Origin of the sequence: Hydrogenophaga sp. (assembly GCF_041913525.1) — a bacterium.
GTDB lineage: Bacteria > Pseudomonadota > Gammaproteobacteria > Burkholderiales > Burkholderiaceae_C > Hydrogenophaga.
The window spans coordinates 1-20,471 of sequence record NZ_JAYSFD010000012.1; the positions used below are offsets into that span (position 1 = coordinate 1).

The 20,471-nt window shown below is 65.2% G+C and carries 22 protein-coding genes; 7 read left to right on the forward strand and 15 right to left on the reverse strand.

The features are described from left to right. From ACE3RQ_RS14345 to ACE3RQ_RS14355, 3 genes are all read right to left on the reverse strand, one after another. Positions 1-855 (reverse strand): HAMP domain-containing protein (locus ACE3RQ_RS14345; protein WP_374522723.1); only part of this gene is annotated, 855 nt, incomplete at its 3' end. Between the two features lie 174 nt (positions 856-1,029). Then, on the reverse strand, positions 1,030-1,554 hold the full coding sequence (locus ACE3RQ_RS14350; RefSeq protein WP_374522724.1) for a chemotaxis protein CheW: 525 nt from the start codon (positions 1,552-1,554) through the stop codon (positions 1,030-1,032). 186 nt (positions 1,555-1,740) lie between these two features. After that, positions 1,741-2,259, reverse strand: a complete 519-nt coding sequence (locus ACE3RQ_RS14355) for a chemotaxis protein CheW (RefSeq protein ID WP_374522725.1) — start codon at positions 2,257-2,259, stop codon at positions 1,741-1,743. 324 nt (positions 2,260-2,583) lie between these two features. Here ACE3RQ_RS14355 and ACE3RQ_RS14360 point away from each other — a divergent pair, with 324 nt between their 5' ends. Then, positions 2,584-3,255, forward strand: coding sequence for a transglutaminase family protein (locus tag ACE3RQ_RS14360; RefSeq protein ID WP_374522726.1), 672 nt, complete (start codon positions 2,584-2,586; stop codon positions 3,253-3,255). A 9-nt stretch (positions 3,256-3,264) separates the two neighbouring features. Here ACE3RQ_RS14360 and metW read toward each other — a convergent pair whose 3' ends face one another. Then, positions 3,265-3,846, reverse strand: coding sequence for a methionine biosynthesis protein MetW (metW, locus tag ACE3RQ_RS14365; protein WP_374522727.1), 582 nt, complete (start codon positions 3,844-3,846; stop codon positions 3,265-3,267). Then, positions 3,839-5,008, reverse strand: coding sequence for a homoserine O-acetyltransferase (locus tag ACE3RQ_RS14370; RefSeq protein ID WP_374522728.1), 1,170 nt, complete (start codon positions 5,006-5,008; stop codon positions 3,839-3,841). Before ACE3RQ_RS14370 ends, metW begins: the two co-directional genes overlap by 8 nt. Before the next feature lie 429 nt (positions 5,009-5,437). Between ACE3RQ_RS14370 and ACE3RQ_RS14375 the strand changes: the two genes are divergently transcribed. Continuing rightward, positions 5,438-5,863 (forward strand): RNA recognition motif domain-containing protein, encoded by a 426-nt coding sequence (locus ACE3RQ_RS14375; protein ID WP_374522729.1) that lies wholly within the window; start codon positions 5,438-5,440, stop codon positions 5,861-5,863. A 97-nt stretch (positions 5,864-5,960) separates the two neighbouring features. Here ACE3RQ_RS14375 and ACE3RQ_RS14380 read toward each other — a convergent pair whose 3' ends face one another. From ACE3RQ_RS14380 to ACE3RQ_RS14395, 4 genes are read right to left on the reverse strand one after another with little or no spacing between them, the layout of a single operon-like run. After that, positions 5,961-6,755, reverse strand: coding sequence for an SDR family oxidoreductase (locus tag ACE3RQ_RS14380; protein ID WP_374522730.1), 795 nt, complete (start codon positions 6,753-6,755; stop codon positions 5,961-5,963). After that, on the reverse strand, positions 6,752-7,426 hold the full coding sequence (gene lptC / locus ACE3RQ_RS14385; RefSeq protein WP_374522731.1) for an LPS export ABC transporter periplasmic protein LptC: 675 nt from the start codon (positions 7,424-7,426) through the stop codon (positions 6,752-6,754). The genes ACE3RQ_RS14380 and lptC overlap by 4 nt, the downstream gene beginning before the upstream one ends. Next, positions 7,423-7,968 carry a KdsC family phosphatase gene (locus ACE3RQ_RS14390; protein ID WP_374522732.1) on the reverse strand — a complete coding sequence of 182 codons (546 nt, stop codon included), beginning with the start codon at positions 7,966-7,968 and terminating at the stop codon, positions 7,423-7,425. Before ACE3RQ_RS14390 ends, lptC begins: the two co-directional genes overlap by 4 nt. Next, on the reverse strand, positions 7,968-8,966 hold the full coding sequence (locus ACE3RQ_RS14395; RefSeq protein WP_374522733.1) for an SIS domain-containing protein: 999 nt from the start codon (positions 8,964-8,966) through the stop codon (positions 7,968-7,970). Before ACE3RQ_RS14395 ends, ACE3RQ_RS14390 begins: the two co-directional genes overlap by 1 nt. Positions 8,967-9,004: 38 nt before the next feature. Here ACE3RQ_RS14395 and ACE3RQ_RS14400 point away from each other — a divergent pair, with 38 nt between their 5' ends. The 3 genes from ACE3RQ_RS14400 to ACE3RQ_RS14410 all read left to right on the forward strand — a co-directional run bounded on the left by ACE3RQ_RS14400 (position 9,005) and on the right by ACE3RQ_RS14410 (position 12,686). Next, positions 9,005-10,990 (forward strand): cation:proton antiporter, encoded by a 1,986-nt coding sequence (locus ACE3RQ_RS14400; RefSeq protein WP_374522734.1) that lies wholly within the window; start codon positions 9,005-9,007, stop codon positions 10,988-10,990. Between the two features lie 123 nt (positions 10,991-11,113). Beyond that, positions 11,114-12,070 carry an MBL fold metallo-hydrolase gene (locus tag ACE3RQ_RS14405; RefSeq protein ID WP_374522735.1) on the forward strand — a complete coding sequence of 319 codons (957 nt, stop codon included), beginning with the start codon at positions 11,114-11,116 and terminating at the stop codon, positions 12,068-12,070. A 70-nt stretch (positions 12,071-12,140) separates the two neighbouring features. Next, on the forward strand, positions 12,141-12,686 hold the full coding sequence (locus ACE3RQ_RS14410; RefSeq protein WP_374522736.1) for an adenine phosphoribosyltransferase: 546 nt from the start codon (positions 12,141-12,143) through the stop codon (positions 12,684-12,686). A 12-nt stretch (positions 12,687-12,698) separates the two neighbouring features. Here the strand turns inward: ACE3RQ_RS14410 and ACE3RQ_RS14415 are convergent, their stop codons facing one another. The 6 genes from ACE3RQ_RS14415 to rpmH form a co-directional block, all read right to left on the reverse strand. After that, positions 12,699-13,367, reverse strand: coding sequence for a hypothetical protein (locus ACE3RQ_RS14415; RefSeq protein WP_374522737.1), 669 nt, complete (start codon positions 13,365-13,367; stop codon positions 12,699-12,701). A gap of 218 nt (positions 13,368-13,585) precedes the next feature. Then, entirely contained in the window at positions 13,586-14,965 is a 1,380-nt protein-coding gene (gene mnmE, locus ACE3RQ_RS14420) for a tRNA uridine-5-carboxymethylaminomethyl(34) synthesis GTPase MnmE (RefSeq protein WP_374522738.1), read from the reverse strand. A gap of 91 nt (positions 14,966-15,056) precedes the next feature. Further along, a complete protein-coding gene (yidC, locus tag ACE3RQ_RS14425) occupies positions 15,057-16,745 on the reverse strand; it encodes a membrane protein insertase YidC (protein ID WP_374522739.1) in 1,689 nt (562 codons plus the stop codon). Further along, positions 16,742-17,029, reverse strand: coding sequence for a membrane protein insertion efficiency factor YidD (gene yidD, locus ACE3RQ_RS14430; RefSeq protein WP_374522741.1), 288 nt, complete (start codon positions 17,027-17,029; stop codon positions 16,742-16,744). Before yidD ends, yidC begins: the two co-directional genes overlap by 4 nt. After that, positions 17,019-17,423: a ribonuclease P protein component gene (locus ACE3RQ_RS14435; protein ID WP_374522835.1), complete on the reverse strand. Its 405-nt coding sequence runs from the start codon at positions 17,421-17,423 to the stop codon at positions 17,019-17,021. The genes yidD and ACE3RQ_RS14435 overlap by 11 nt, the downstream gene beginning before the upstream one ends. Before the next feature lie 70 nt (positions 17,424-17,493). Continuing rightward, the gene (rpmH, locus tag ACE3RQ_RS14440; protein ID WP_234266602.1) at positions 17,494-17,628 is read right to left on the reverse strand and encodes a 50S ribosomal protein L34; all 135 of its coding nucleotides are present in this window, start codon (positions 17,626-17,628) and stop codon (positions 17,494-17,496) included. 240 nt (positions 17,629-17,868) lie between these two features. Between rpmH and dnaA the strand changes: the two genes are divergently transcribed. Both dnaA and dnaN read left to right on the forward strand, forming a co-directional pair. Further along, positions 17,869-19,275, forward strand: coding sequence for a chromosomal replication initiator protein DnaA (dnaA, locus tag ACE3RQ_RS14445; RefSeq protein ID WP_374522742.1), 1,407 nt, complete (start codon positions 17,869-17,871; stop codon positions 19,273-19,275). 84 nt (positions 19,276-19,359) lie between these two features. After that, entirely contained in the window at positions 19,360-20,466 is a 1,107-nt protein-coding gene (dnaN, locus tag ACE3RQ_RS14450) for a DNA polymerase III subunit beta (RefSeq protein ID WP_374522743.1), read from the forward strand. The last annotated feature ends 5 nt before the right edge of the window (positions 20,467-20,471 follow it).

Genomic DNA, 20,471 nt, shown 5'->3' on the forward strand with positions numbered 1-20,471 from the left:
GTCTTGGTTGCCCATCGCAATCTCGGTGCTGGCCACCTGGATGCTGTCGGTGGCGCTGCGCACCTGACCGACGGTCTGCACCAGGGACTTTTTCATGGCGTCCAGCGAGCGCAGCAGGTCGCCCAGTTCGTCCTGGCGGTCGGTGTGCACCTCACGGGTAAGGTCGCCGGCCGCCACGGCTCGCGTGACCTCGACAGCCCGGGCCACGGGTTCGGTCACAGACCGCGTGATGCGCCAGGCCAGCAGGGCCGCCAGCACCACGGCCACGCCCGCCAAACCCAACAGAATCGTGACCTGGCGAGCGAGTTCGGCGTCTGACTTGGCCACCGCCTGGTTGACCAACTCGCGCTCGAATTTCTGCAGAGCCACCATCGACTGGATGTAGGCCTCGACAGTGGGCCTGAGGTTCTGCTCCAGTGCCGCATCCTGTGCAGCGACATCGCCACCGGGCATGTCAAAGAATGCCTTTCGCGCCGCGATGTATTGCGCACGGCGTTCACCAATTTCCTTGAGCAGGTCTTTCCCTTGTTGGGTGGTGATCTCTTGCTCCAGCGCCTTTTGCAGTTCATTGATTCGAGACGTGGTGTCGGCCATCAATGGCTTGAAATAAGCATCCACCGCCGGTGCGTTGTTCGACTTGGCAATGGCCAGCACCCGGGTGATGTTCAGGCGCGTGTTGGCCAGCCATTCGTCCATGTTGCGCGAGCGCTTCTCCATCTCGACAACGTTGGCGGTGGCCTCGTGCGAAAGCTGCAGTGAGTGCCAAGCCCCCGCGGTCAGCGCGACGAGCAACACCAGCACGGCCGCAAAGCCAAGGGAAAGACGCTGTCCGATATTGAGACGATTGAAAAACATGGGGCTCTCCAGGGAGAAGATTCACGCGCACGGCGAATTCGAGAAGGTCTTGGGGTGCACGGTCGAGGTTTCGTTTCGATCCACCGTCAGGCGATAGCGCCAGGGCCCAGGACGCGGGCCAAAGCCAGGTCCAAGGCGCACAGCCAATGGCACCCGTTGCACCCAAAACGGGGATTACTGCAGCGACTGCGCGGTGTCGATGAGCCCCATGTCGCGGCTGGACATGAGCGCTTCGATGTCCATCAGGATCAGCATGCGCTCGTTCACGCTGGCAATGCCCGTGATGAAGCTCGTGTCCACCGCCAGCGTCATCTCCGGGGCGGGCTTGATCAGCTCGGTCGACAGCTCCAGCACGTCAGAGACCGAGTCCACCACCGCCCCGACCACGCGACCGTGCACGTTCAGCACGATCACCACCGTGAACCCGTTGTACTCAACCTTCTCGCACCCCAGCTTGATGCGCAGGTCCACCACCGGCACGATCACCCCACGCAGGTTCACCACGCCCTTGATGAACGCTGGCGCATTGGCAATGCGGGTGGGCTCTTCGTATGAGCGGATCTCCTGCACCCGAAGAATGTCGATGCCGTACTCTTCCGCACCCAGGCGAAAGGTCAGGTACTCGGCATTGGCGTTGTGGGCGGCCGCGCGGTCACCGTCTTGACGCGCCAGATGGGTTGCTTCGTTGCGCATGTCCATGGTCGATTTCCTCTGAATGGAGCTTTGTCCAAAGGGATATCGACCAGGCACCGCCGGGCTGAAGTGAGAAGAAAAGCCTCATTCCGCCGGGAATTGGCGGAATGAACACTTTGGTGGGCCACGCTAGAGCCCCATGGCGGGCTTAGGGACCGATGGGGTTGGGCTGGCATCGCCAGCCCAAGGCGGCTATTCCGCCACCGCCATCATGTCGATGAGCCCCATGTCGCGGCTGGACATGAGCGCTTCGATGTCCATCAGGATCAGCATGCGCTCGTTCACGCTGGCAATGCCCGTGATGAAGCTCGTGTCCACCGCCAGCGTCATCTCCGGGGCGGGCTTGATCAGCTCGGTCGACAGCTCCAGCACGTCAGAGACCGAGTCCACCACCGCCCCGACCACGCGACCGTGCACGTTCAGCACGATCACCACCGTGAACCCGTTGTACTCAACCTTCTCGCACCCCAGCTTGATGCGCAGGTCCACCACCGGCACGATCACCCCACGCAGGTTCACCACGCCCTTGATGAACGCTGGCGCATTGGCAATGCGGGTGGGCTCTTCGTATGAGCGGATCTCCTGCACCCGAAGAATGTCGATGCCGTATTCCTCGGAACTCAGCCGAAAGGTGAGGTACTCAGCACTGGCATGGCGAGATTGCCCGCCGTACGTTGGGGCCACGCTGGCAATGGTGGATAAGCTCATCATCACATCTCCATCGGTTGAAGTTGCACTCCCCTCGGGCCATGCGCCCGAGAGCGAAACACAGATAAATCCATGGCCACGCCACGAGGAGCCGACCACATCACGAGGTCTGCCGACTGGTTGGCGTTGCCCTCCGCTTAGGTGCAGCGAACAAAGCCGACTGGGGTAACGGCGACATCAACGATTCGTCCAAAACCATCCATCTAACTGCACTCATTTGGCATTTCGTACGTTCTTTGTAAATCTTTAATGCACACAAAAAGGCCTTTGACGTCACTGTCGCCAACCTGCCATCGGGATGGCCGTCGCCTCTGGTAGCGTGCGCGAATGAATGCCCCAAACGACCTCCACCTGCGCCCCACGGGCGCCATCGACAGCGACCATGAGCTGGTGCAGGCGTTTGCCTGGCAGCACGCCCAGGGCGCCACCGAGCGCGAGCGGGCCATTGCCCTCTACCGAGCCGTTCGCGATGAGGTGCGCTATGACCCCTACCGAATCGACCTCTCACCCCAAGGCATGCGCGCCAGCACGGCCCTCCTCACGGGGTATGGCTGGTGCGTGCCCAAAGCGGTGCTGATGGCCGCCACTGCCCGGGCAGCCGGAATCCCGGCGCGCCTGGGGTTTGCCGATGTGCGCAACCACCTCTCCACCGAGAAGCTGCGCCAGACCATGAAAACCGATGTGTTTGTCTTTCACGGCTACACCGAGTTGTGGCTCGATGGCGCCTGGCGCAAGGTCACCACCGCCTTCAACCGCTCGCTTTGCGAAAAATTCGGCCTGCTGCCGCTGGAGTTCGACGGCGTGAACGACTCGCTGTACCACCCCTACGACCAGGCCGGCTCACGCCACATGGAGTACGTGAACGACCGCGGCACTTATGACGATCTGCCGCTGGACGAAATCGTCCAGACCTTTGCCGTGGTCTACCCAGGCATGGGCAGTGCCGCCGAAGCCACGGGCGACTTCGGCGACGACGGCGCTCGTGAACGTACCGCCTGAAGGCGACGATCAGCGCGAAAAGCGAAACACCGCCGTGCTGGCCATGAGGTTGGGCATGAGGCGAACCTCGCGCCCATCGTGCAGGCCGAAGGCCTCTTCCACCCGCAGGCCGCAACTGCGCGCCAGCACCTCGAAATCGGCAAAAGTGCCCACGCGAATATTGGGCGTGTCGTACCACTGGTAGGGCAAGCGTTTGGTCACCGGCATGCGGCCCTGCAACACCGCCAGGCGGTTGGGCCAGTGCGCGAAATTGGGAAAGGCCACCACGCCAATGCGCCCCACCCGAGCCGTCTCGCGCAGCATGGTCTCAGCGTTGCGCAGGTGCTGCAGCGTGTCGATCTGCAGCACCACGTCAAACGCGCCATCCTCGAAAGCATTCAAGCCTTCTTCCAGGTTGAGCTGCAGCACGCTCACGCCCCGGCGCAAACACGCCTGCACCTTTTCATCGTCGATTTCCACGCCATAGCCCGAACAGGCACGGGTGGACTGCAGATAGGCCAGCAGGCTGCCATCGCCGCAGCCCAGGTCAAGCACGCGCGAGCCAGGCGGTACCAGCCGGGCGATCGATTCCATCACGGTGCGCTCAGGCATGTCCGGCTCCCACGGTGTGTTCAAAGTAAGCGCGCACGGCAGCGTGGTAACGAGGGTCGTCCAGCAAGAACGCGTCATGGCCGTGTGGCGCATCGATCTCGCAGTAGCTCACCTCACGCCGGTTGTGCAGCAGAGCCTTGACGATCTCGCGGCTGCGAGCGGGCGAGAAACGCCAATCGGTGCTGAAGCTGACGAGCAGAAACTTCGAGCGGGCGCGGGCCAGTGCGCGGCTGAGGTTGCCGTCGAACTCGCGGGCCGGGTCGAAATAGTCCAACGCGCGGGTGATCAGCAGGTAGGTGTTCGCGTCGAAGTACTCGCTGAACTTGTCGCCCTGGTAGCGCAGGTAGCTCTCGATCTGAAATTCCACATCTTGCGTGGTGTAGCGATAGGCCAGTTCGGCCGCCGCCGTGGGATCTTGTCCATCCACCGGGCGCAGACTGCGGCCGAACTTCTCGTTCATCACGTCGTCGCTGAGGTACGTGATGTGGCCGATCATGCGAGCGATGCGCAGGCCGCGACGGGGGATGGTGCCGTGCGCCAGGTAATGGCCATCGTGGAAATCGGGGTCGGTCACGATGGCGCGGCGCGCCACCTCGTTGAAGGCAATGTTCTCGGCGGTGAGGTTCGGGGCACTGGCCACCACCACAGCGTGGCGCACGCGCTCGGGGTACTGCAGCGTCCACGACAGCGTCTGCATGCCGCCCAAGCTGCCACCCATCACCGCGGCCAGGGTGTCGATGCCCATCGCGTCCAGCAAGCGCGCTTGCGCGTTCACCCAATCCTCCACCGTGACCACCGGGAAATCGGCTCCCCAGGGCTGCCCGGTGGCAGGGTTGGCGTGGGTAGGACCGGTCGAGCCGAAGCAAGAGCCGAGGTTGTTCACCCCGATCACGAACCAGCGGTCGGTGTCCAGCGGTTTGCCCGGGCCGATCATGTTGTGCCACCAGCCTTCGCTGCGGGGCAGCGGCTGCCCATTGGCATCGGCGTGGTAGCCGGCCACGTGGTGGCTGGCGTTCAGCGCGTGGCAGATCAGCACGGCATTGGACTTGTCGGCATTCAGGTTGCCGTAGGTCTCGACCACCAACTCATAGGACGGCAGCACCGCCCCGCTGCGCAGCGGCAGGGGCTGGTCGAAGCGAAAGGTCTGGGGTGTGACGATCACGCGATCTTCCCTGGGGCCGGTCGGCCCTCAAAACAGAATCCCGGCACCGCCAAAGAGCGAGACCGGGAATCTCCCCTTTAGCGGCATTTCTAAAGCGCCCGCAATCCGGAACAAATCGGCGCAAAGGCAAGTATACGGGCGCCACTTTTGCCGCCCACCCGGAGGGTCAGTGCCAGGCTTGCGTACCACGACGGACCCGCGCCGCCAGCCCGGGAGAACAATTAGGTGTTGTTTGCAAGCGTCGCCATCGAATGGCGAAGACGCCACCTGAAAGAAAGTCACTGACCATGCGGCTTTGCGCGCATAATGGTTTGGCGTGCGGCTTAAATGCTGGCGCTATCAGTGATTGGTCGGTTCAGGTGCTGCAGGTTGTTGTGCGCTATCGGGGCTCCATCGCTATTTCTCTGTGTGTCATTAGGAGTCCCAAAGATGGGCAACAAACTGTACGTCGGCAACCTGCCGTATCAAGTCCGCGACGAAGACCTGCAACAGGCTTTCGGTGCTTTCGGTAACGTCAACAGCGCCAAGGTCATGATGGAGCGCGACACCGGCCGCTCCAAAGGCTTCGGCTTTGTGGAAATGGGCAGCGACGCTGAAGCCCAGTCGGCCATCAACGGCATGAACGGCCAGCCCCTGGGCGGCCGCAATCTGGTGGTGAACGAAGCCCGTCCCATGGAACCCCGTCCCCCCCGCTCGGGTGGCTTCGGCGGCGGTCGTGAAGGCGGCGGCGGCGGCTACGGCGGTGGCCGCGGCGATGGCGGCGGCTTCCGCAGCCCCTACGGTGGCGGCGGCCGCAGCGGCGGTGGTCGCGAAGGCGGCGGCGGCTACGGCGGTGGCAACCGCGGCGGCTACTGATCTCCAGCCCCCTCACAAAAAAACCTGCAGCCTGCTGCAGGTTTTTTTTCGTCCGCGCGCCGGGCGGATCAAGCTGCGATCACGGGCAGTGGCGCCGTCAATCCGCCTCGCCCTGGCGGTGCTTGCGCGGGCGGCCTGCAAACAAGCGGTCGAACCACGCGTTGGGCAACATCCGCAGCAGCTTGGCCACTACCCCCATTGGCCAAGGAATCACACGGTAACTCACACCCGCGGCAATGGCGGCGAAGGCCTTGTCGGCAAACGCCTCGGGCGAGAGCAGAAACGGCATTGGGTATCGGTTTCGCTGAGTGAGCGGCGTGGCCACATAACCGGGCAGCAGGGTGACGACCTTGACTCCCGTGCCCCGCATCTCACCGCGCAGGCTTTCGCAATACGACACCACCGCCGCCTTGCTGGCGCAATACGCACCATGGCCAGGGAGCCCCCGAATGGCGGCCACGCTACCGATGCCCACCAAAGAGCCGCTTCCGCGCTGGCGCATGGCATTCAAGAACGGGTGGAAGGTGGCGGCCATGCCGATGTTGTTGGTGGCAAAGGTGTTGACCATCACTTGCAAGTCATCGCGCTCAGCGGTGTCCATGCCCACACTGATGCCGGCGTTGGCAATGACGACGTCCGGGACACCTTGGCGGGCGAGGCAGGCCTGGCCGGCGGCCACGATGCTGTCGATGTTGCTCACGTCGGCCGGGTAGACACCACAGGTTTGCTCATCAAGGCCCTGAGCCCTTGCCCAAACCAGCAGGGTTTCCTCTCGCCGCGCCACCAGCGCTAGGCGGAAGCCCGCCTGCCGATAGCGCTCGGCCAGGGCTTGGCCGATGCCGCTGGAAGCGCCCGTGATGAAGACAAGGGGGGACGATGGGCGCTGGCTCATGGACGGGGTTGCAGGGTGACGCGCACCCGGCCCTTGAAGTCGGCTACCTGGTCGTCACCCCGGTAGTCCAAAGACTGTGCCTGCAGGAGGTCGCGGTCGCGCACCAGCGTGACGGGCAGGTCGGACACCACGTGATCGGGTTTGAGCGTCACGCGAAAACGCTCACCGCGAAACTCTAAGCGTGGGCGAACGCGGCCATCGGCACCCGTGCCGGCTTGACGGATGACGATGGCGTTGCCCTCGAGAACGAAGGCGGTGTGATCGGCGTTGGAAGTCACGCGATTCGCGGTGGCAGTGGTAACCAACCCCTGCTCGTCGATGCGCCGCAGCCGGGCGTTGTCGATCTCGATTCGGTCGTCGTCGGGATGGTGGCGGGCCTCGTCGCCGGCGACCTCGCTCGTGACGCGGCCGTTGGTGTCAAACGATTTGACCGAGAAGCGGCGCATGAAATAGTCAGGCTCGGCGCTGACCGGTCCAGCGGGACGGGGCGCTTCGGGCGCCGGCGTGATGCGCAACAGCCAATAGGACGCCAACGCCAACACCCCCATGAGCAGCACGGGCGAATAAATGGAGAGCGAGTCCCACCAGGCGCCGCGGCGCGGGGCCGCGTTGCGCTGGGGGCCGGGCACCTGACCGGGCAGGATGTCGTCAAGTGGCTCGTCGGGGTTCACCGCTGGGCAGCCTCCAACTCGCGCGCGTAGGCCCCATTGGCCACCAGCAGCAGGTCGCAACATTCGCGCACGGCACCTGCGCCCGCAGCGGCCTGGGTAACGAAGTGGGCGCGCGCCAGCACCTCGGCGTGGGCGGTGGGGGGCGCCACCACCAACGCCACACGGGCGATCAGGGCGAGATCGGGCCAGTCGTCGCCCATCACGGCGGCTTGTGACCAATCCAGGCCCAGGGTGTCCAGAATGGCCTGGGCGGCGGGCGCCTTGTCTTCGGTGCCAAGGCGGATGTGCTCCATGCCCAGCGCGCGCAAGCGCACCCGCAGCGGGGCAGAGTCGCGTCCGCTCACCACGGCGGGCGTGATGCCCGCGCGCTGCAGCAGTTTCAGGCCGTGACCGTCGAGGGTGTGAAACCGTTTGATGGTCTCACCGGCCTCGGTGAAGTAAAGGCCACCGTCGGTGAGCACACCGTCCACATCAAAAAACACAACGCGAATGTCTTGCGCACGCAGGAGCAATTGGGGATCGAATTGCAACACGGGTGCCATCAGATCACCTTGGCCCGCATGAGGTCGTTGCTGTTGAGCGCACCCACCAGTCGGCCCGCCTCATCGACCACCAGCACGCAGTTGATGCGGTTGGCCTCCATCAGACTGGCGGCGTCAACGGCAAGTGCCTGGGGGCGCACCGTGCGCGGGTGGGGGGTCATGACCTCGCTGGCGCGCACGCGGCGTAACTCATCGCCGCTGCCTGTTCGCTCGATCAGTCGGCGCAGGTCGCCGTCGGTGAAGATGCCCAGCACCTGATCGGCGGCATCCACCACTGCGGTCATGCCCAGGCCCTTGGCGCTGACTTCGCGCATCAGGTCGCTGAGCGTGGCCTCGGGTTCGACGCGGGGCACATCCGCGCCAACGCGCATCACGTCGGACACCAGCGTGAGCAGCTTGCGCCCCAGCGCACCGCCAGGATGGGAGCGCGCGAAGTCGTCGGCCTGGAAGCCCCGGGCGTCCAGCAGGGCCACCGCCAGGGCATCGCCCAACGCCAATTGGGCGGTGGTGCTGGCGGTGGGGGCCAGGTTGTGGGGGCACGCTTCCTTGCTGACCGAGGTATCGAGCGCCACGTCGGCATGCCGCCCCAAGGTGGAGTCGGGACGCCCGGTGAAGGCGATCAGGGGCACGCCCATGCGCCGGATCAGCGGCAGGATGGCGGTGAGCTCTTCGCTCTCGCCGCTGTTGCTGATGGCCAGCACCACGTCGCCGGTGGTGATCATGCCCAGGTCCCCGTGGCTGGCCTCGGCCGGGTGCACGAACAATGACGGCGTGCCGGTGGACGCCAGCGTGGCCGCGATCTTGCGGCCGATGTGGCCGCTCTTGCCCATGCCGGTGACCACCACGCGGCCGCGGCAGGCCAGCACCATGGTCACCGCGCGGGAGAAGCGCTCGTCAAGTCGCTCAGCCAATGCCGTGACCGCCGACGCCTCGATGCACAGGGTTTCGCGCGCCAGCTCAAGTGCACGCGCCACGTCGAAGGATTGGGGGTCGCTCATGCCCGGATTATCGCTGGGGGTGGCCTTAACATTGCCCCATGAATTCGCTGGACATTGCCCTGCTGTACCTCTTGGCCGCTGTGCTGGGGGTGCTGGTGTTTCGCAGCCTGAAGCTGCCGCCGATGCTGGGCTACCTGGCCGTGGGCGTGGTGATCGGGCCCAATGCGCTGGCCTTGGCCCAGGATTCCAGCGGCATTCGTTACCTGGCCGAGTTCGGCGTGGTGTTCCTGATGTTCGTGATCGGGCTGGAGTTCAGCCTGCCCAAGCTGCGCGCCATGCGGCGACATGTGTTCGGTCTTGGCCTGTCGCAGGTGGTGGCCACGGTGCTGGTCACCACGGGCGCATCGCTGCTCTTGGGGCTGCTGCTGCCGCGTTGGTGGTCGATTTCGTGGCAGACCGCCGTGGCCCTGGGCGGCATCATGGCCATGAGCAGCACCGCCATCGTCATCAAGCTCATGGCCGAGCGGCTGGAACTGGAATCCGAGCACGGCAAGCGCGTGCTGGGGGTGCTGCTGTTCCAAGATTTGGCGGTGGTGCCCTTGCTGGTGATCATCCCCGCCCTGAGCGCCGACCCTGACGTCTTGCTGCCCGCTCTGGCACTGGCCACGCTCAAGGCGGTGCTGCTGCTGGGCCTGCTGCTCACCGTGGGCCAGAAGGTGATGCGCTGGTGGCTCACGCGGGTGGCGCGGGTCAAGAGCGACGAGCTGTTCATGCTCAACCTGCTGCTCATCACCCTGGGACTGGCCTGGATGACCGAGCACGCCGGCCTGTCGCTGGCGCTCGGCGCCTTCGTGGCCGGCATGCTGATCGCCGAGACCGAATACAAGCACCAGGTGGAGACCGACATCCGGCCCTTTCACGACGTGCTGCTGGGCCTGTTCTTCATCACCATCGGCATGATGCTGGACTGGCGCCTGGTGCTGGAGCGCTGGCCGCTGGTTCTCTTGCTGCTGAGTGCCTCTTTGGCCTTCAAGGTGGGCCTGATCACCGGCCTGACTCGCCTGTTCGGCGCGCCCACCGGCGTGGCCCTGCGCACGGGGCTGTACCTGTCGCAGGCGGGTGAATTCGGGCTGGTGCTGCTCACGCTGGCCGGGCAAAACAAGCTGGTGCCGCCACAGTTGTTCAACCCGATCCTGGCCAGCATGGTGATCTCGATGCTGGCCACGCCGTTCATCATCCTGTACGCCAACGCCATCGTGACGCGACTGGTGGGCAGCGACTGGCTGATGCAGTCGGTGCAGATGACCAGCATCGCGCGGCGCGCCATCAACGCCGACAAGCACGTGATCATCTGCGGCTACGGCCGCTGTGGGCAAAACCTGGCGCGCCTGCTGGAAAGCGAGGCCATTCCCTACATGGCGCTGGACCTTGACCCCGACCGTGTGCGCCAAGCCGCCGCCGCCGGCCATTCGGTGGTGTTCGGCGACGCCGCGCGCCTGCAGGCCCTGATGGCCGCCGGCCTGCACCGCGCCAGCGCGCTGGTGGTGACCTACCTGGACACACCCAGCGCCATGAAAGTGCTGCACCACGCGCACGAGCAGGCGCCGCACGTGCCCGTGGTGGTGCGCACCATTGACGACGTGGACCTGGAAAAACTGCGCTCGGCCGGCGCCACCGAGGTGGTGCCCGAGGCCATCGAGGCCAGCCTGATGCTGGCCGGCCACGCCCTGGCGCTGGTGGGCGTGCCCATGCGCCGTGTGATCCGGGTGGTGCAAGAGCAGCGCGAGGCCCGCTACAACCTGCTGCGCGGCTACTTCCACGGCGCCGACGACGACTCGGTGGACGAGCGCGAACAAGAGCGCCTGAACACCGTCACCCTGCCCATGGGCGGGCGGAGCGTGGGCAAGACCTTTGGCAGCCTGGCCCTGCAGGCCATGGGCGTGGAAGTGGTCAGCCTGCGGCGGGCCGACGGGCATCCCGGCCGAGTGGACGATGACACCGTGGTGCAAGGGGGCGACACGCTGGTGCTGCGCGGCATGGCCCCCGCGCTGGCGCTGGCCGAGGAAAAGCTGCTGTCGGGCTGAGACGGCGAGGCGAGGGCACGCCAAATCCTTATTTGACCGAAGGCCATTAAGACCAGGCAGTTTCGGTTGATACCGACCGGTCGTTATGCTGGCGCTCCCACAACCTTCGCGGAGTGCGCACCCATGGATCGTCGACACTTTCTGGGCGCCGGCATTGCTGGCGTTTCGGCCCTGACCTTCACCTCGGTTTTCTCACAAGCGGCCCCCTCGCTGGGCACGCCCGCCTGGCCAGAGCCCGGCTTTCGCCGCCTGAAGGTGGGCAGCATCGAGGTGATCGCCATCAACGACGGCATCACCCGCCGCCCCCTGGGTGAAGAGTTCGTGCGCAACGCCCCACTGGAGCAGGTAAAGGCCCTGCTGGCGGCGCAAAACCTGCCCACCGACCACGTTGACATCCCTTACACCCCGCACTTGGTGGTCATTGGCAACACCCGTCTGCTGATCGACACCGGCTTTGCCGACAACGGCCCGCCCAACACCGGCAAGCTGCGCGCCAACATGCTGGCCGCCGGCCACCGCCCGGAAGACATCGACCACGTGGTGCTCAGCCACTTTCACGGCGACCACATCAACGGCCTGGTCGCCAAGGATGGCTCGCTCGTGTTCCCCAAGGCCAAGGTGCACGTGCCCGCCGCCGAGTACGCCTTCTGGATGGACGACGCCAAGATGGCCGCGGTGCCGGCCCTCAAAGGCGCCTTTGACAACGCCCGCCGCGTGATGAGCAAGATCCCGGCCGACCGCCTGGTCAAGTTCGAGGCTGGCGCCGAACTGGCCCCGGGCCTGAGCGCCATGGCCGCCCCCGGTCACACACCCGGCATGAGCGTGTTCACCGTGCGCTCGCAAGGCCAGTCGTTCATGTACGTGGCCGACGTCACCAACGTGCCCTCGCTCTTCGCGCGCAGCCCCGACTGGGCCGTGGCCTTTGACATGGACGCCGAGATCGCACGCCAGACCCGCCGGCACATCTTCGACATGCTGGTGAAGGAAAAAATGCCCATGGGCGGCTTCCACTTCCCGGCACCCGCCATGGGCACGCTGGAAGTGGCCGGCAACGGCTACCAGTTCCAGGCACTGGCCTGAGCGACCTTCGCGCCCGCCCGTCCACGGCCTGCCCGGGGTTGTGGACGGAGTGCGCCGGATAATGGGCGCCATGGACACCTCTGCCTACCTGAAATCCCACATCCGCACCGTGCCAGACTGGCCAGCGCCGGGCGTGCAGTTCCGCGACATCACCCCCTTGCTGCAAGACCCCAAGGTGTTTCGCGTGCTGATCGACACCTTCGTGCACCGCTACATGGACCCGGCGTTGCGGCCCAATGTGGTGGCCGGCCTGGACGCGCGCGGCTTCATCATCGGTTCGGTGCTGGCCTATGAGCTGGGCGTGGGCTTCGTGCCCATTCGCAAGAAAGGCAAGCTGCCCTTCACCACGGTGGAAGAGACCTACGAACTGGAGTACGGGAGCGCCACCGTTGAACTGCACACCGACGCCGTGAAGCCCGGCGACCGCGTCGTGCTGATCGATGACCTGATTGCCACCGGCGGCACCATGATGGCGGGCCGGCGTCTGCTGGAAAAGCTGGGCGCCGAGGTGATGGAGGGGGCCGCCATCGTTGACCTGCCCGAACTGGGCGGCTCCGAGAAGCTGCGCGCCAGCGGCTTGAAGTTGTTCACGCTGCTCGATTTCGCTGGCCACTGAGGCCCGCCGGCCTCACAGCTTGCCGTACTGGGTCTCGCTCAGGGCGGCAAAGCCGCTGTTGAATTCGGGCGACGAAGTCGGTTGCCTCGGCGCAGAGGCCCGTGCAGCGGGCGCCACGGGCGTCGTGGCCTGCAAAGCCCGACGAAAAGCCGCGATCTCATCGGCACCCACCGGGTCGTAGATGCCATTGGTCTGCATGGCCGGCTCGGGCATGAGCGGAGCGGGCGCCGATGTCTCGGCCTCACGGCGCACCTGAACCGGAACCGACGCACGCAGCGCCACACCCGCCTGCTGGGCCTGCGCCACGCGGCGCCAGTACACCGAGCGCACCACCAGGTCATGGCGGGCTTTGGCGCTTTGCTCGATCCAGCGCTCGATCTCCAACAGGTACTCGTCGGGCATGTCCTTGGAACCAAGGCCGAGGTCCATGAGCACCAGAAACGAATCGCCGTTGTTGTCCAGTGCCAGCACCTTGAAGGTGTAGCTGGTGGAGATCACGCCGCCGCGAATCATGGACTCGCGCACGATGCCAAAGAGCTGCTGGCGACGCAGCACCCGGCGCCCGCGCCGCGGTGAGATGAGGGGCAGGGTGGTGTTGCGCACGGTGTTGCGCGCCTTGATCAGGGCGTCTCGGCCGGGCGTTCGAGGAAGTCGGGCTTTTACCCAGTTCATCAAAGACATGGCGGGAGTTTGCATGGGTTTGGCGAGGCAATGTCCGCCGTCGGGCACGTGGACAGCCGCGCAGGTCGGGAGACACGGCCCTGCCGCGAACAGAGCGTCTGGAACACAAGTGAACCGCGCACCACGGCATCGCACAAGCGGCAATTACCTGCCCTTACAGCTGCGCTCCGAACGGCCACCATTCGGGCGTCAACGGCGCCATGCGGCGACCGAACCGGTCACTTGCCGATGCAGAAGCGCGAGAAGATCACGCCCAACAAATCATCCGCGGTGAATTCGCCGGTGATCTCGCCCAAAGCGTGTTGCGCCAAGCGAAGCTCTTCTGCCAGCAGGTCCAAGTGCTCGGCGGCGTGCGCCAGCCAGCCCTCGGCCACGGCCAGGTGCTCGGCCACGCGGCGCAGGGCCTGCAAGTGGCGTTCGCGCGCCATGAACAAGCCCTCGCCACCCGACTGCCAGCCCGCCAGTTGCAAGAGGCGCTGGCGCAATGCTTGCAGGCCCTGGCCGTTCTTGGCGGACAAGGCCAGGGCGCCAGCCGGAATCGCCGCGTCAGGCCGCTGGTCGTGCTTGTTCCACACCGAGACCACCGGCACGCCCTCGGGCAGAGCGGCCTCAATGGCGAGATCGGCGTCGCGGTAGGCCGCGTCGTCCTGGCGCGACAGGTCGTGCAGAAAGATCACGGCATCGGCCTCGCGAATGCGGCCCCAGGCGCGCTCAATGCCGATGCGCTCCACCTCGTCCACCTCGGGGCTGTCGCGCAGGCCGGCGGTGTCGATCACGTGCAGCGGCACACCCTCGATCTGAATGGTCTGCTGCACCACGTCGCGGGTGGTGCCCGCAATCGGGGTGACGATGGCCAGCTCGGCCCCCGCCAAGGCGTTGAGCAGCGAGCTCTTGCCCGCATTGGGCTGGCCGGCGATGACCACTTGCAGGCCATCGCGCAGCAGCGCCCCCTGGCGGGCTTGGGCCAGCACGCCATCCAGCTGCTCGCGCAACCGGGCCAGCTGGCCCTTGGCATCGGCCTTTTTCAGAAAGTCGATTTCTTCTTCGGGGAAATCGAGCGTCGCCTCTACCAGCATGCGAAGCTGAATCAGCGCGTCGCGCAGCGCGTGCACGCGGGCCGAGAACACACCGGCCAGCGAGCGCGAGGCGCTGCGGGCGGCGGCCTCGGTGCTGGCGTCGATCAGGTCGGCCACGGCCTCGGCCTGGGCAAGGTCGAGCTTGTCGTTGAGAAAAGCGCGCTCGGTGAACTCGCCCGCTCTCGCCGGGCGCAAGCCCGGCAAGGCCTGGGCCGCCACCTCCAGACAGCGGGCCAGCAAAAGCTGCAACACCACCGGGCCGCCATGGCCTTGAAGCTCCAGCACGTCTTCGCCGGTGTAGGAGTTCGGCCCCGGAAACCACAGGCTCAGGCCGTGATCGATGGGCTGGCCCTGCGCATCGCGCCAGGGGCCATAGGTGGCCTCGCGGGGCTTGAGGTCTCGCCCCAGCAGGGCGCGCACATAAGGGCCAAGGCCTTGGCCCGACACCCGCACGATGCCCACGGCACCCCTGCCGGGGGCCGTGGCGATGGCGACGATGGGATCACGTGAGGCGGCGAGCATAGAAACGAAGGATAAGGGGCGGGCCCCAGAAACGGCGAGGGCCTGCAAAGCAGGCCCTTCGGAACGTGGCGCCTTCACCAGGCGCTCAGGCTCACTTGAACTTCGGCATGTTGAACTTCAAGGGTACGCCCATGCGGTGGTTGATGTGGGCCTGCTGGGCGATGGTCAGGATGTTGTTCGTGATCCAGTACAGCACCAGGCCTGACGGGAAGAAGAAGAACATCACCGAGAACATCAGCGGCATGAGCCACATCATCTTGGCCTGCAGCGGATCGGGTGGCAGCGGGTTGAGCGCGGTCTGGATCATGGTGGTGATGGCCATCACCAGCGGCAGGATGTAGTAAGGGTCTGGCGAGGACAGGTCGTGAATCCACGCGGCCCAGGGCGCATTGCGCATCTCGACGCTGGAGAGCAGCACCCAGTAAAGCGCGATGAACACCGGAATCTGGATCAGGATCGGGAAGCAACCGCCCAAGGGGTTGACCTTCTCTTCCTTGTAAATCCGCATCATCTCCATCTGCATCTGTTGCGGGTTGCTCTTGAGGCGCTCGCGCATTTCCATGATGCGTGGGTTGATCGCCTTCATCTTGGCCATGCTGCGATAGGCACTGGCGTTGAGCCAGTAGAAGGCGGCCTTGATCAGCACCACCAACAGCACGATGGCCCAGCCCCAGTTCTGCACGAAACCGTGGATCTTCTCCAGCAGCCAGTACAGCGGCTTGGCCAGGATGGTGAGCCAGCCGTAGTCCTTCACCAGCACCAGACCCGGCGCCACCTTCTCCAGCATCTTCTCGGCCTGCGGGCCCACGAAGAGGCGGGCGTCCAAGGCCTGCGCCTGGCCGGGTGCGATCTCGGGCAGTCGGGCAATGGTGCCCACCGAGTAGAGGTTGTTGTCGACCTTGCGCACGAAGTTGTCGCGCTGCACGCCGTCACCCAGCAACCAGGCGCTGGCGAAATAGTGCTGCACCATGGCCACATAGCCGTTGTCGGTGCTCTTCTCGAAGCTGGCTTTGTTGTTCGCGATTTGCTCGAACTCCACCTTCTGGTACTTCTGGGCTTCGGTGTAGATCGCCGGGCCGGTGAAGGTGGAATAGAAGGGCGTGTCGCTGTCGAGCTTGCTGCCGTCGCGCACCAGTTGCACATAAAGCTGCGGGGCCACGGGCTGCGAGCCGGTGTTGATCACCTCGTGCTTCACGTCGATCACGTAAGAGCCACGGCGCAGCGTGTAGGTCTTGGCCAGCTTCACGCCGCCCTGGTCGGCCGACTCGAACCGCACCTTCAACTCGTCCTGGCCATCGGCCAGCGCGCTGGGGTTGCCCACCAGGGCCATGGGCGTCTTGTGGGTGGGGAAGCTGCCGCCGATCAGGCCTGACTGGGCCACGTACACGTGCTGCCCGTCCTGGGTAAGCAAGGTGAAGGGCGCATCGGTATGGGTCTTGCTCTGGCCGGTGGACTGGGCGTGCTTGAGCAGTTGAGCGCCAATCAGAGAGCCGCCTTCGCTGTTGAAGGTGAGGTCCAGCACATCGGTGCGAACGCTATGGCGCGTGGCCACGGCCGACACACCGCCAGCAGGGGCTGCCTCGGCACCAGACGCGGCGGGAACGGCCGCGGGGGCTGCGGCCTGACCGCCGTTGGCCGCAGCCGGCGCGGTGGCGGCGGGCGGCGTGGCACTGGGGAAGAAGGTCGGCTGCTTGCCATTGTGGATCTGCCACTTGTCCCAGATGAGGACCATGCACAGACCGAACACCACCCAGAGGATGGAGCGACGGATGTCATTCATGACGTTGTCTTCTTTTCAGTGGAGGAAGGAACCAGGCGGCTGAACAGCGCCGGGGCGCGTTCAGGGACGGGATCGGGGCCACCGTCGCACCAGGGATGGCAACGGCAGAGGCGGTGCAGGGTAAGGTAACTGCCGCCCAGGGCGCCATGGCGCTCCAGCGCTTGCAAGGCGTAGGCCGAGCAGGTGGGCTCAAAGCGGCAGGCGCTGCCCAGCCAGGGGCTGAGCAACAGGCGATAGGCCTTGACCAGGCCCACGAGGAGATGACGGGGAGCGTCACGCCACACGGCTCGGCTCCGCTGCCCGCACACCGGCACGCGACCAGAGCTGTTCCAGCTCGGCACGAACGGCGCGCTTGAGCGCCTCAGAGGTGGCGCTGGGAAATTGCTTGCGGCTGAACTCGCTGCGCAGGCGCACCACGTGCGCGCCCACGGGCATGCCCGCCCCAAGTGGGCGAGCCGTTTCGTAGACCTGGCGCCGAATGGCGTTGCGCGTGACCGCCCGCCGTGCCCAGCGTTTGGGCAGCAAAACGCCCAGCCAGGGGGCCTGAGCGGGAAACAGCGCACGCCCTACCTCGTCGTCGGGCAGGCCGACGCGATGCAAGGCGAAATGTGAGGTCTTGGCCACGGGGGCAAGGGCCATGACGGCCTGGAACTGTGGCCGTGACCGAAGCCGATGAATCACGGCCGGCGCACCGGCAGCGTTCGGCGAGGGGGCCGCGTGCTCGGGCACCGGCTCACCACCCGCAGGTTCAGACGGCCAGGCGCTTGCGGCCCTTGGCACGGCGCGCGTTGATGACGGCGCGACCACCGCGAGTCTTCATGCGCACGAGGAAGCCGTGAGTACGGGCGCGCTTGGTCTTGGAGGGCTGGTAGGTGCGTTTCATAGCCATGGCAGTACGGCCCCGCTCATTGGCTTGGGGCAGGTAAAAGAGGAAAACCCGCAATTATCACTGCAAAAGCCCAGGCAGGGCAAGCCTTTGGGCGGGCAAGGGGCATCGAAGGCAGTGGCAGTGGGCGCGGCCGGCGAAATCCCGGCGGCTTGTGGATAACTCGCCCGGACCGGTACAATCGACCCTCGCTGATCTGCCCTTTGTCCACAACTACAACACGTCCGTCACCCCCCAATGACCGAGGGCTTCCCACCCGATACCCCGTCCGCCGCCAGCGCCACGCTGTGGGCGGAATGCCTGGACCTGCTGGCCCAGGAAATCCCCGAACAACAATTCAATACCTGGATTCGTCCGCTGGCGGCCCGCGTGGTCGACGATGGCTCGCGCGTCGTCATTGCCGTGGCCAACCGGTTCAAGATGGACTGGATCCGTGCCCAGTACGCGGCGCGCATTACCGCCCTGCTGGAGTCCCTGCACGGATCACCCGTGACGCTTGAGTTAGCGCTCGCTCCGCGCGAAACGCCCAGCAGAACTGTGCCCACGGCGCGCACGGTGCAAGACCAGGTATTGGCCGAACTGCCCGATGTGGCCCCCGCCGAGCCCGCCACGCCCAGTGCGCCCAAGAGCCGTCTGAACCCGGCCCTGACCTTCGCCAACCTGGTGGAAGGCTCGGCCAACCGCATGGCGCGCGCCGCGGCCATGCACGTGGCCGGCAGCCTGGGCCAGCTTTACAACCCGCTGTTCATTTACGGCGGCGTTGGCCTGGGCAAGACCCACCTGGTGCACGCCATCGGCAACCACCTGCTGGCGGAGCGACCGAACGCCAAAGTTCTCTACATCCACGCCGAGCAATTCGTCTCCGATGTGGTTAAAAGCTACCAGCGCAAGACCTTCGATGAGTTCAAGGAGCGGTACCACTCGCTGGACCTGCTGCTGATCGACGATGTGCAGTTCTTCGCCAACAAGGAACGCACTCAGGAAGAGTTCTTCAACGCCTTTGAGGCCTTGCTGGCCAAGAAGAGCCACATCGTGCTGACCAGCGACACCTATCCCAAGGGGCTGGCCGACATCCATGAGCGCCTGGTGTCGCGTTTCGACTCGGGCCTGACGGTGGCCATCGAGCCGCCCGAACTGGAAATGCGGGTGGCCATTCTGATCAACAAGGCCGCGGCCGAAAACGCCGTGATGCCCGAGGAAGTGGCCTTCTTCGTGGCCAAGAACGTGCGCTCGAACGTGCGCGAACTCGAAGGCGCGCTGCGCAAGATCCTGGCGTATTCGCGCTTCAACCAGAAGGACATCTCCATCCAACTGGCGCGCGAGGCGCTGAAAGACCTGCTGTCGATCCAGAACCGGCAAATCGGGGTGGAGAACATCCAGAAGACCGTGGCCGACTTCTACAAGATCAAGGTCGCCGACATGTACAGCAAGAAGCGCCCGGCCAGCATTGCGCGCCCGCGCCAGATCGCGATGTTCCTGGCCAAGGAACTCACGCAGAAAAGCCTGCCGGAGATCGGCGAGCTGTTTGGCGGACGCGACCACACCACAGTGCTGCACGCCGTGCGCAAAATCGCAGGGGAACGGCAGCAGAACACCGAGCTGAACCAGCAGCTGCACGTGCTGGAGCAAACCCTCAAGGGCTGAGCCCGAACCCCTCACACAAACCAGCGAAAATAGCGCCGTTTTGGCCGCCCAGTGCCTCGACCCCTTCTGACGAAAGAGCCGGACATGATCGTTTTCAAATCGACCCAGGACAAAGTTCTGGCCGCCCTGCAATCGGTGGCCGGCATCGTGGAGCGCCGCAATACGCTGCCCATCCTGGCCAATGTGCTGCTGCGCAAGACCGGCTCGCAGCTGCAGCTCACCACCAGCGACCTGGAAATCCAGATCCGCACCACGGCCGAGCTGGACGGCGACGAAGGCAGCTTCGCCACCACGCTGGGCGCGCGAAAACTCATCGACATCTTGCGCACCATGCCGGGTGACCAGACCGTGAGCCTGGAATCCAACGCGGGCAAGCTGCTGCTCAAGGGCGGCAAGAGCCGCTTCACGCTGCAAAGCCTGCCGGCCGAAGACTTCCCCCTGGTGCAGGAATCGCCCAGCTTCGGGCCGGTGTTCAGCGTGCCCCAGAAGACGTTGAAGGGCCTGTTGGGCCAGGTCTCGTTTGCCATGGCGGTGCACGACATCCGCTACTACCTCAACGGCATTCTGTTCGTGGCCGAGGGCAAGCAGCTGAGCCTGGTGGCGACCGATGGCCACCGCCTGGCCTTCGCGAGCGCCACGCTGGACGTGGAAGTGCCCAAACAAGAGGTGATCCTGCCGCGCAAGACGGTGCTGGAAATGCAGCGCCTGCTGTCCGACAAAGAGGGCGCGATCGAAATGCAGTTCGCGGCCAACCAGGCCAAGTTCAGCTTCGAGGGCATGGAGTTCGTCACCAAGCTGGTCGAGGGCAAGTTCCCCGACTACAACCGCGTGATCCCCAAGAACCACAAGAACATCGTCACCCTGGGTCGCCTGCCGCTGCTGGCCAGCCTGCAGCGCACGGCCATCATGACGAGCGACAAGTTCAAGGGCGTGCGCCTGAACATCGAGCCGAGCGTGCTGCGCGTGGCCTCGAACAACGCCGAGCAGGAAGAGGCGGTGGACGAGCTGGACATTGACTACGGCGGCGACACCATCGAGATCGGCTTCAACGTCACCTACCTGATCGATGCCCTGCAGAACATGTCGCAAGAGATGGTGCGCATCGAGTTGTCCGACGGCAACAGCTCGGCGCTGATCACCAACCCGGACGACAACGCCTTCAAGTACGTCGTGATGCCCATGCGCATCTGAGGCCG

Coding starts and splice junctions, on each gene's coding strand:
- ACE3RQ_RS14375 (WP_374522729.1), top strand. CDS start 5,438: ATGGGCAACAAACTGTACGTCGGCAACCTGCCGTATCAAGTCCGCGAC.
- metW (WP_374522727.1), bottom strand. CDS start 3,846: ATGCCTGAGCGCACCGTGATGGAATCGATCGCCCGGCTGGTACCGCCT.
- ACE3RQ_RS14400 (WP_374522734.1), top strand. CDS start 9,005: ATGAATTCGCTGGACATTGCCCTGCTGTACCTCTTGGCCGCTGTGCTG.
- ACE3RQ_RS14415 (WP_374522737.1), bottom strand. CDS start 13,367: ATGTCTTTGATGAACTGGGTAAAAGCCCGACTTCCTCGAACGCCCGGC.
- rpmH (WP_234266602.1), bottom strand. CDS start 17,628: ATGAAACGCACCTACCAGCCCTCCAAGACCAAGCGCGCCCGTACTCAC.
- ACE3RQ_RS14405 (WP_374522735.1), top strand. CDS start 11,114: ATGGATCGTCGACACTTTCTGGGCGCCGGCATTGCTGGCGTTTCGGCC.
- dnaA (WP_374522742.1), top strand. CDS start 17,869: ATGACCGAGGGCTTCCCACCCGATACCCCGTCCGCCGCCAGCGCCACG.
- yidC (WP_374522739.1), bottom strand. CDS start 16,745: ATGAATGACATCCGTCGCTCCATCCTCTGGGTGGTGTTCGGTCTGTGC.
- ACE3RQ_RS14360 (WP_374522726.1), top strand. CDS start 2,584: ATGAATGCCCCAAACGACCTCCACCTGCGCCCCACGGGCGCCATCGAC.
- ACE3RQ_RS14380 (WP_374522730.1), bottom strand. CDS start 6,755: ATGAGCCAGCGCCCATCGTCCCCCCTTGTCTTCATCACGGGCGCTTCC.
- ACE3RQ_RS14355 (WP_374522725.1), bottom strand. CDS start 2,259: ATGATGAGCTTATCCACCATTGCCAGCGTGGCCCCAACGTACGGCGGG.
- ACE3RQ_RS14395 (WP_374522733.1), bottom strand. CDS start 8,966: ATGAGCGACCCCCAATCCTTCGACGTGGCGCGTGCACTTGAGCTGGCG.
- ACE3RQ_RS14410 (WP_374522736.1), top strand. CDS start 12,141: ATGGACACCTCTGCCTACCTGAAATCCCACATCCGCACCGTGCCAGAC.
- mnmE (WP_374522738.1), bottom strand. CDS start 14,965: ATGCTCGCCGCCTCACGTGATCCCATCGTCGCCATCGCCACGGCCCCC.
- ACE3RQ_RS14350 (WP_374522724.1), bottom strand. CDS start 1,554: ATGGACATGCGCAACGAAGCAACCCATCTGGCGCGTCAAGACGGTGAC.
- ACE3RQ_RS14390 (WP_374522732.1), bottom strand. CDS start 7,968: ATGGCACCCGTGTTGCAATTCGATCCCCAATTGCTCCTGCGTGCGCAA.
- dnaN (WP_374522743.1), top strand. CDS start 19,360: ATGATCGTTTTCAAATCGACCCAGGACAAAGTTCTGGCCGCCCTGCAA.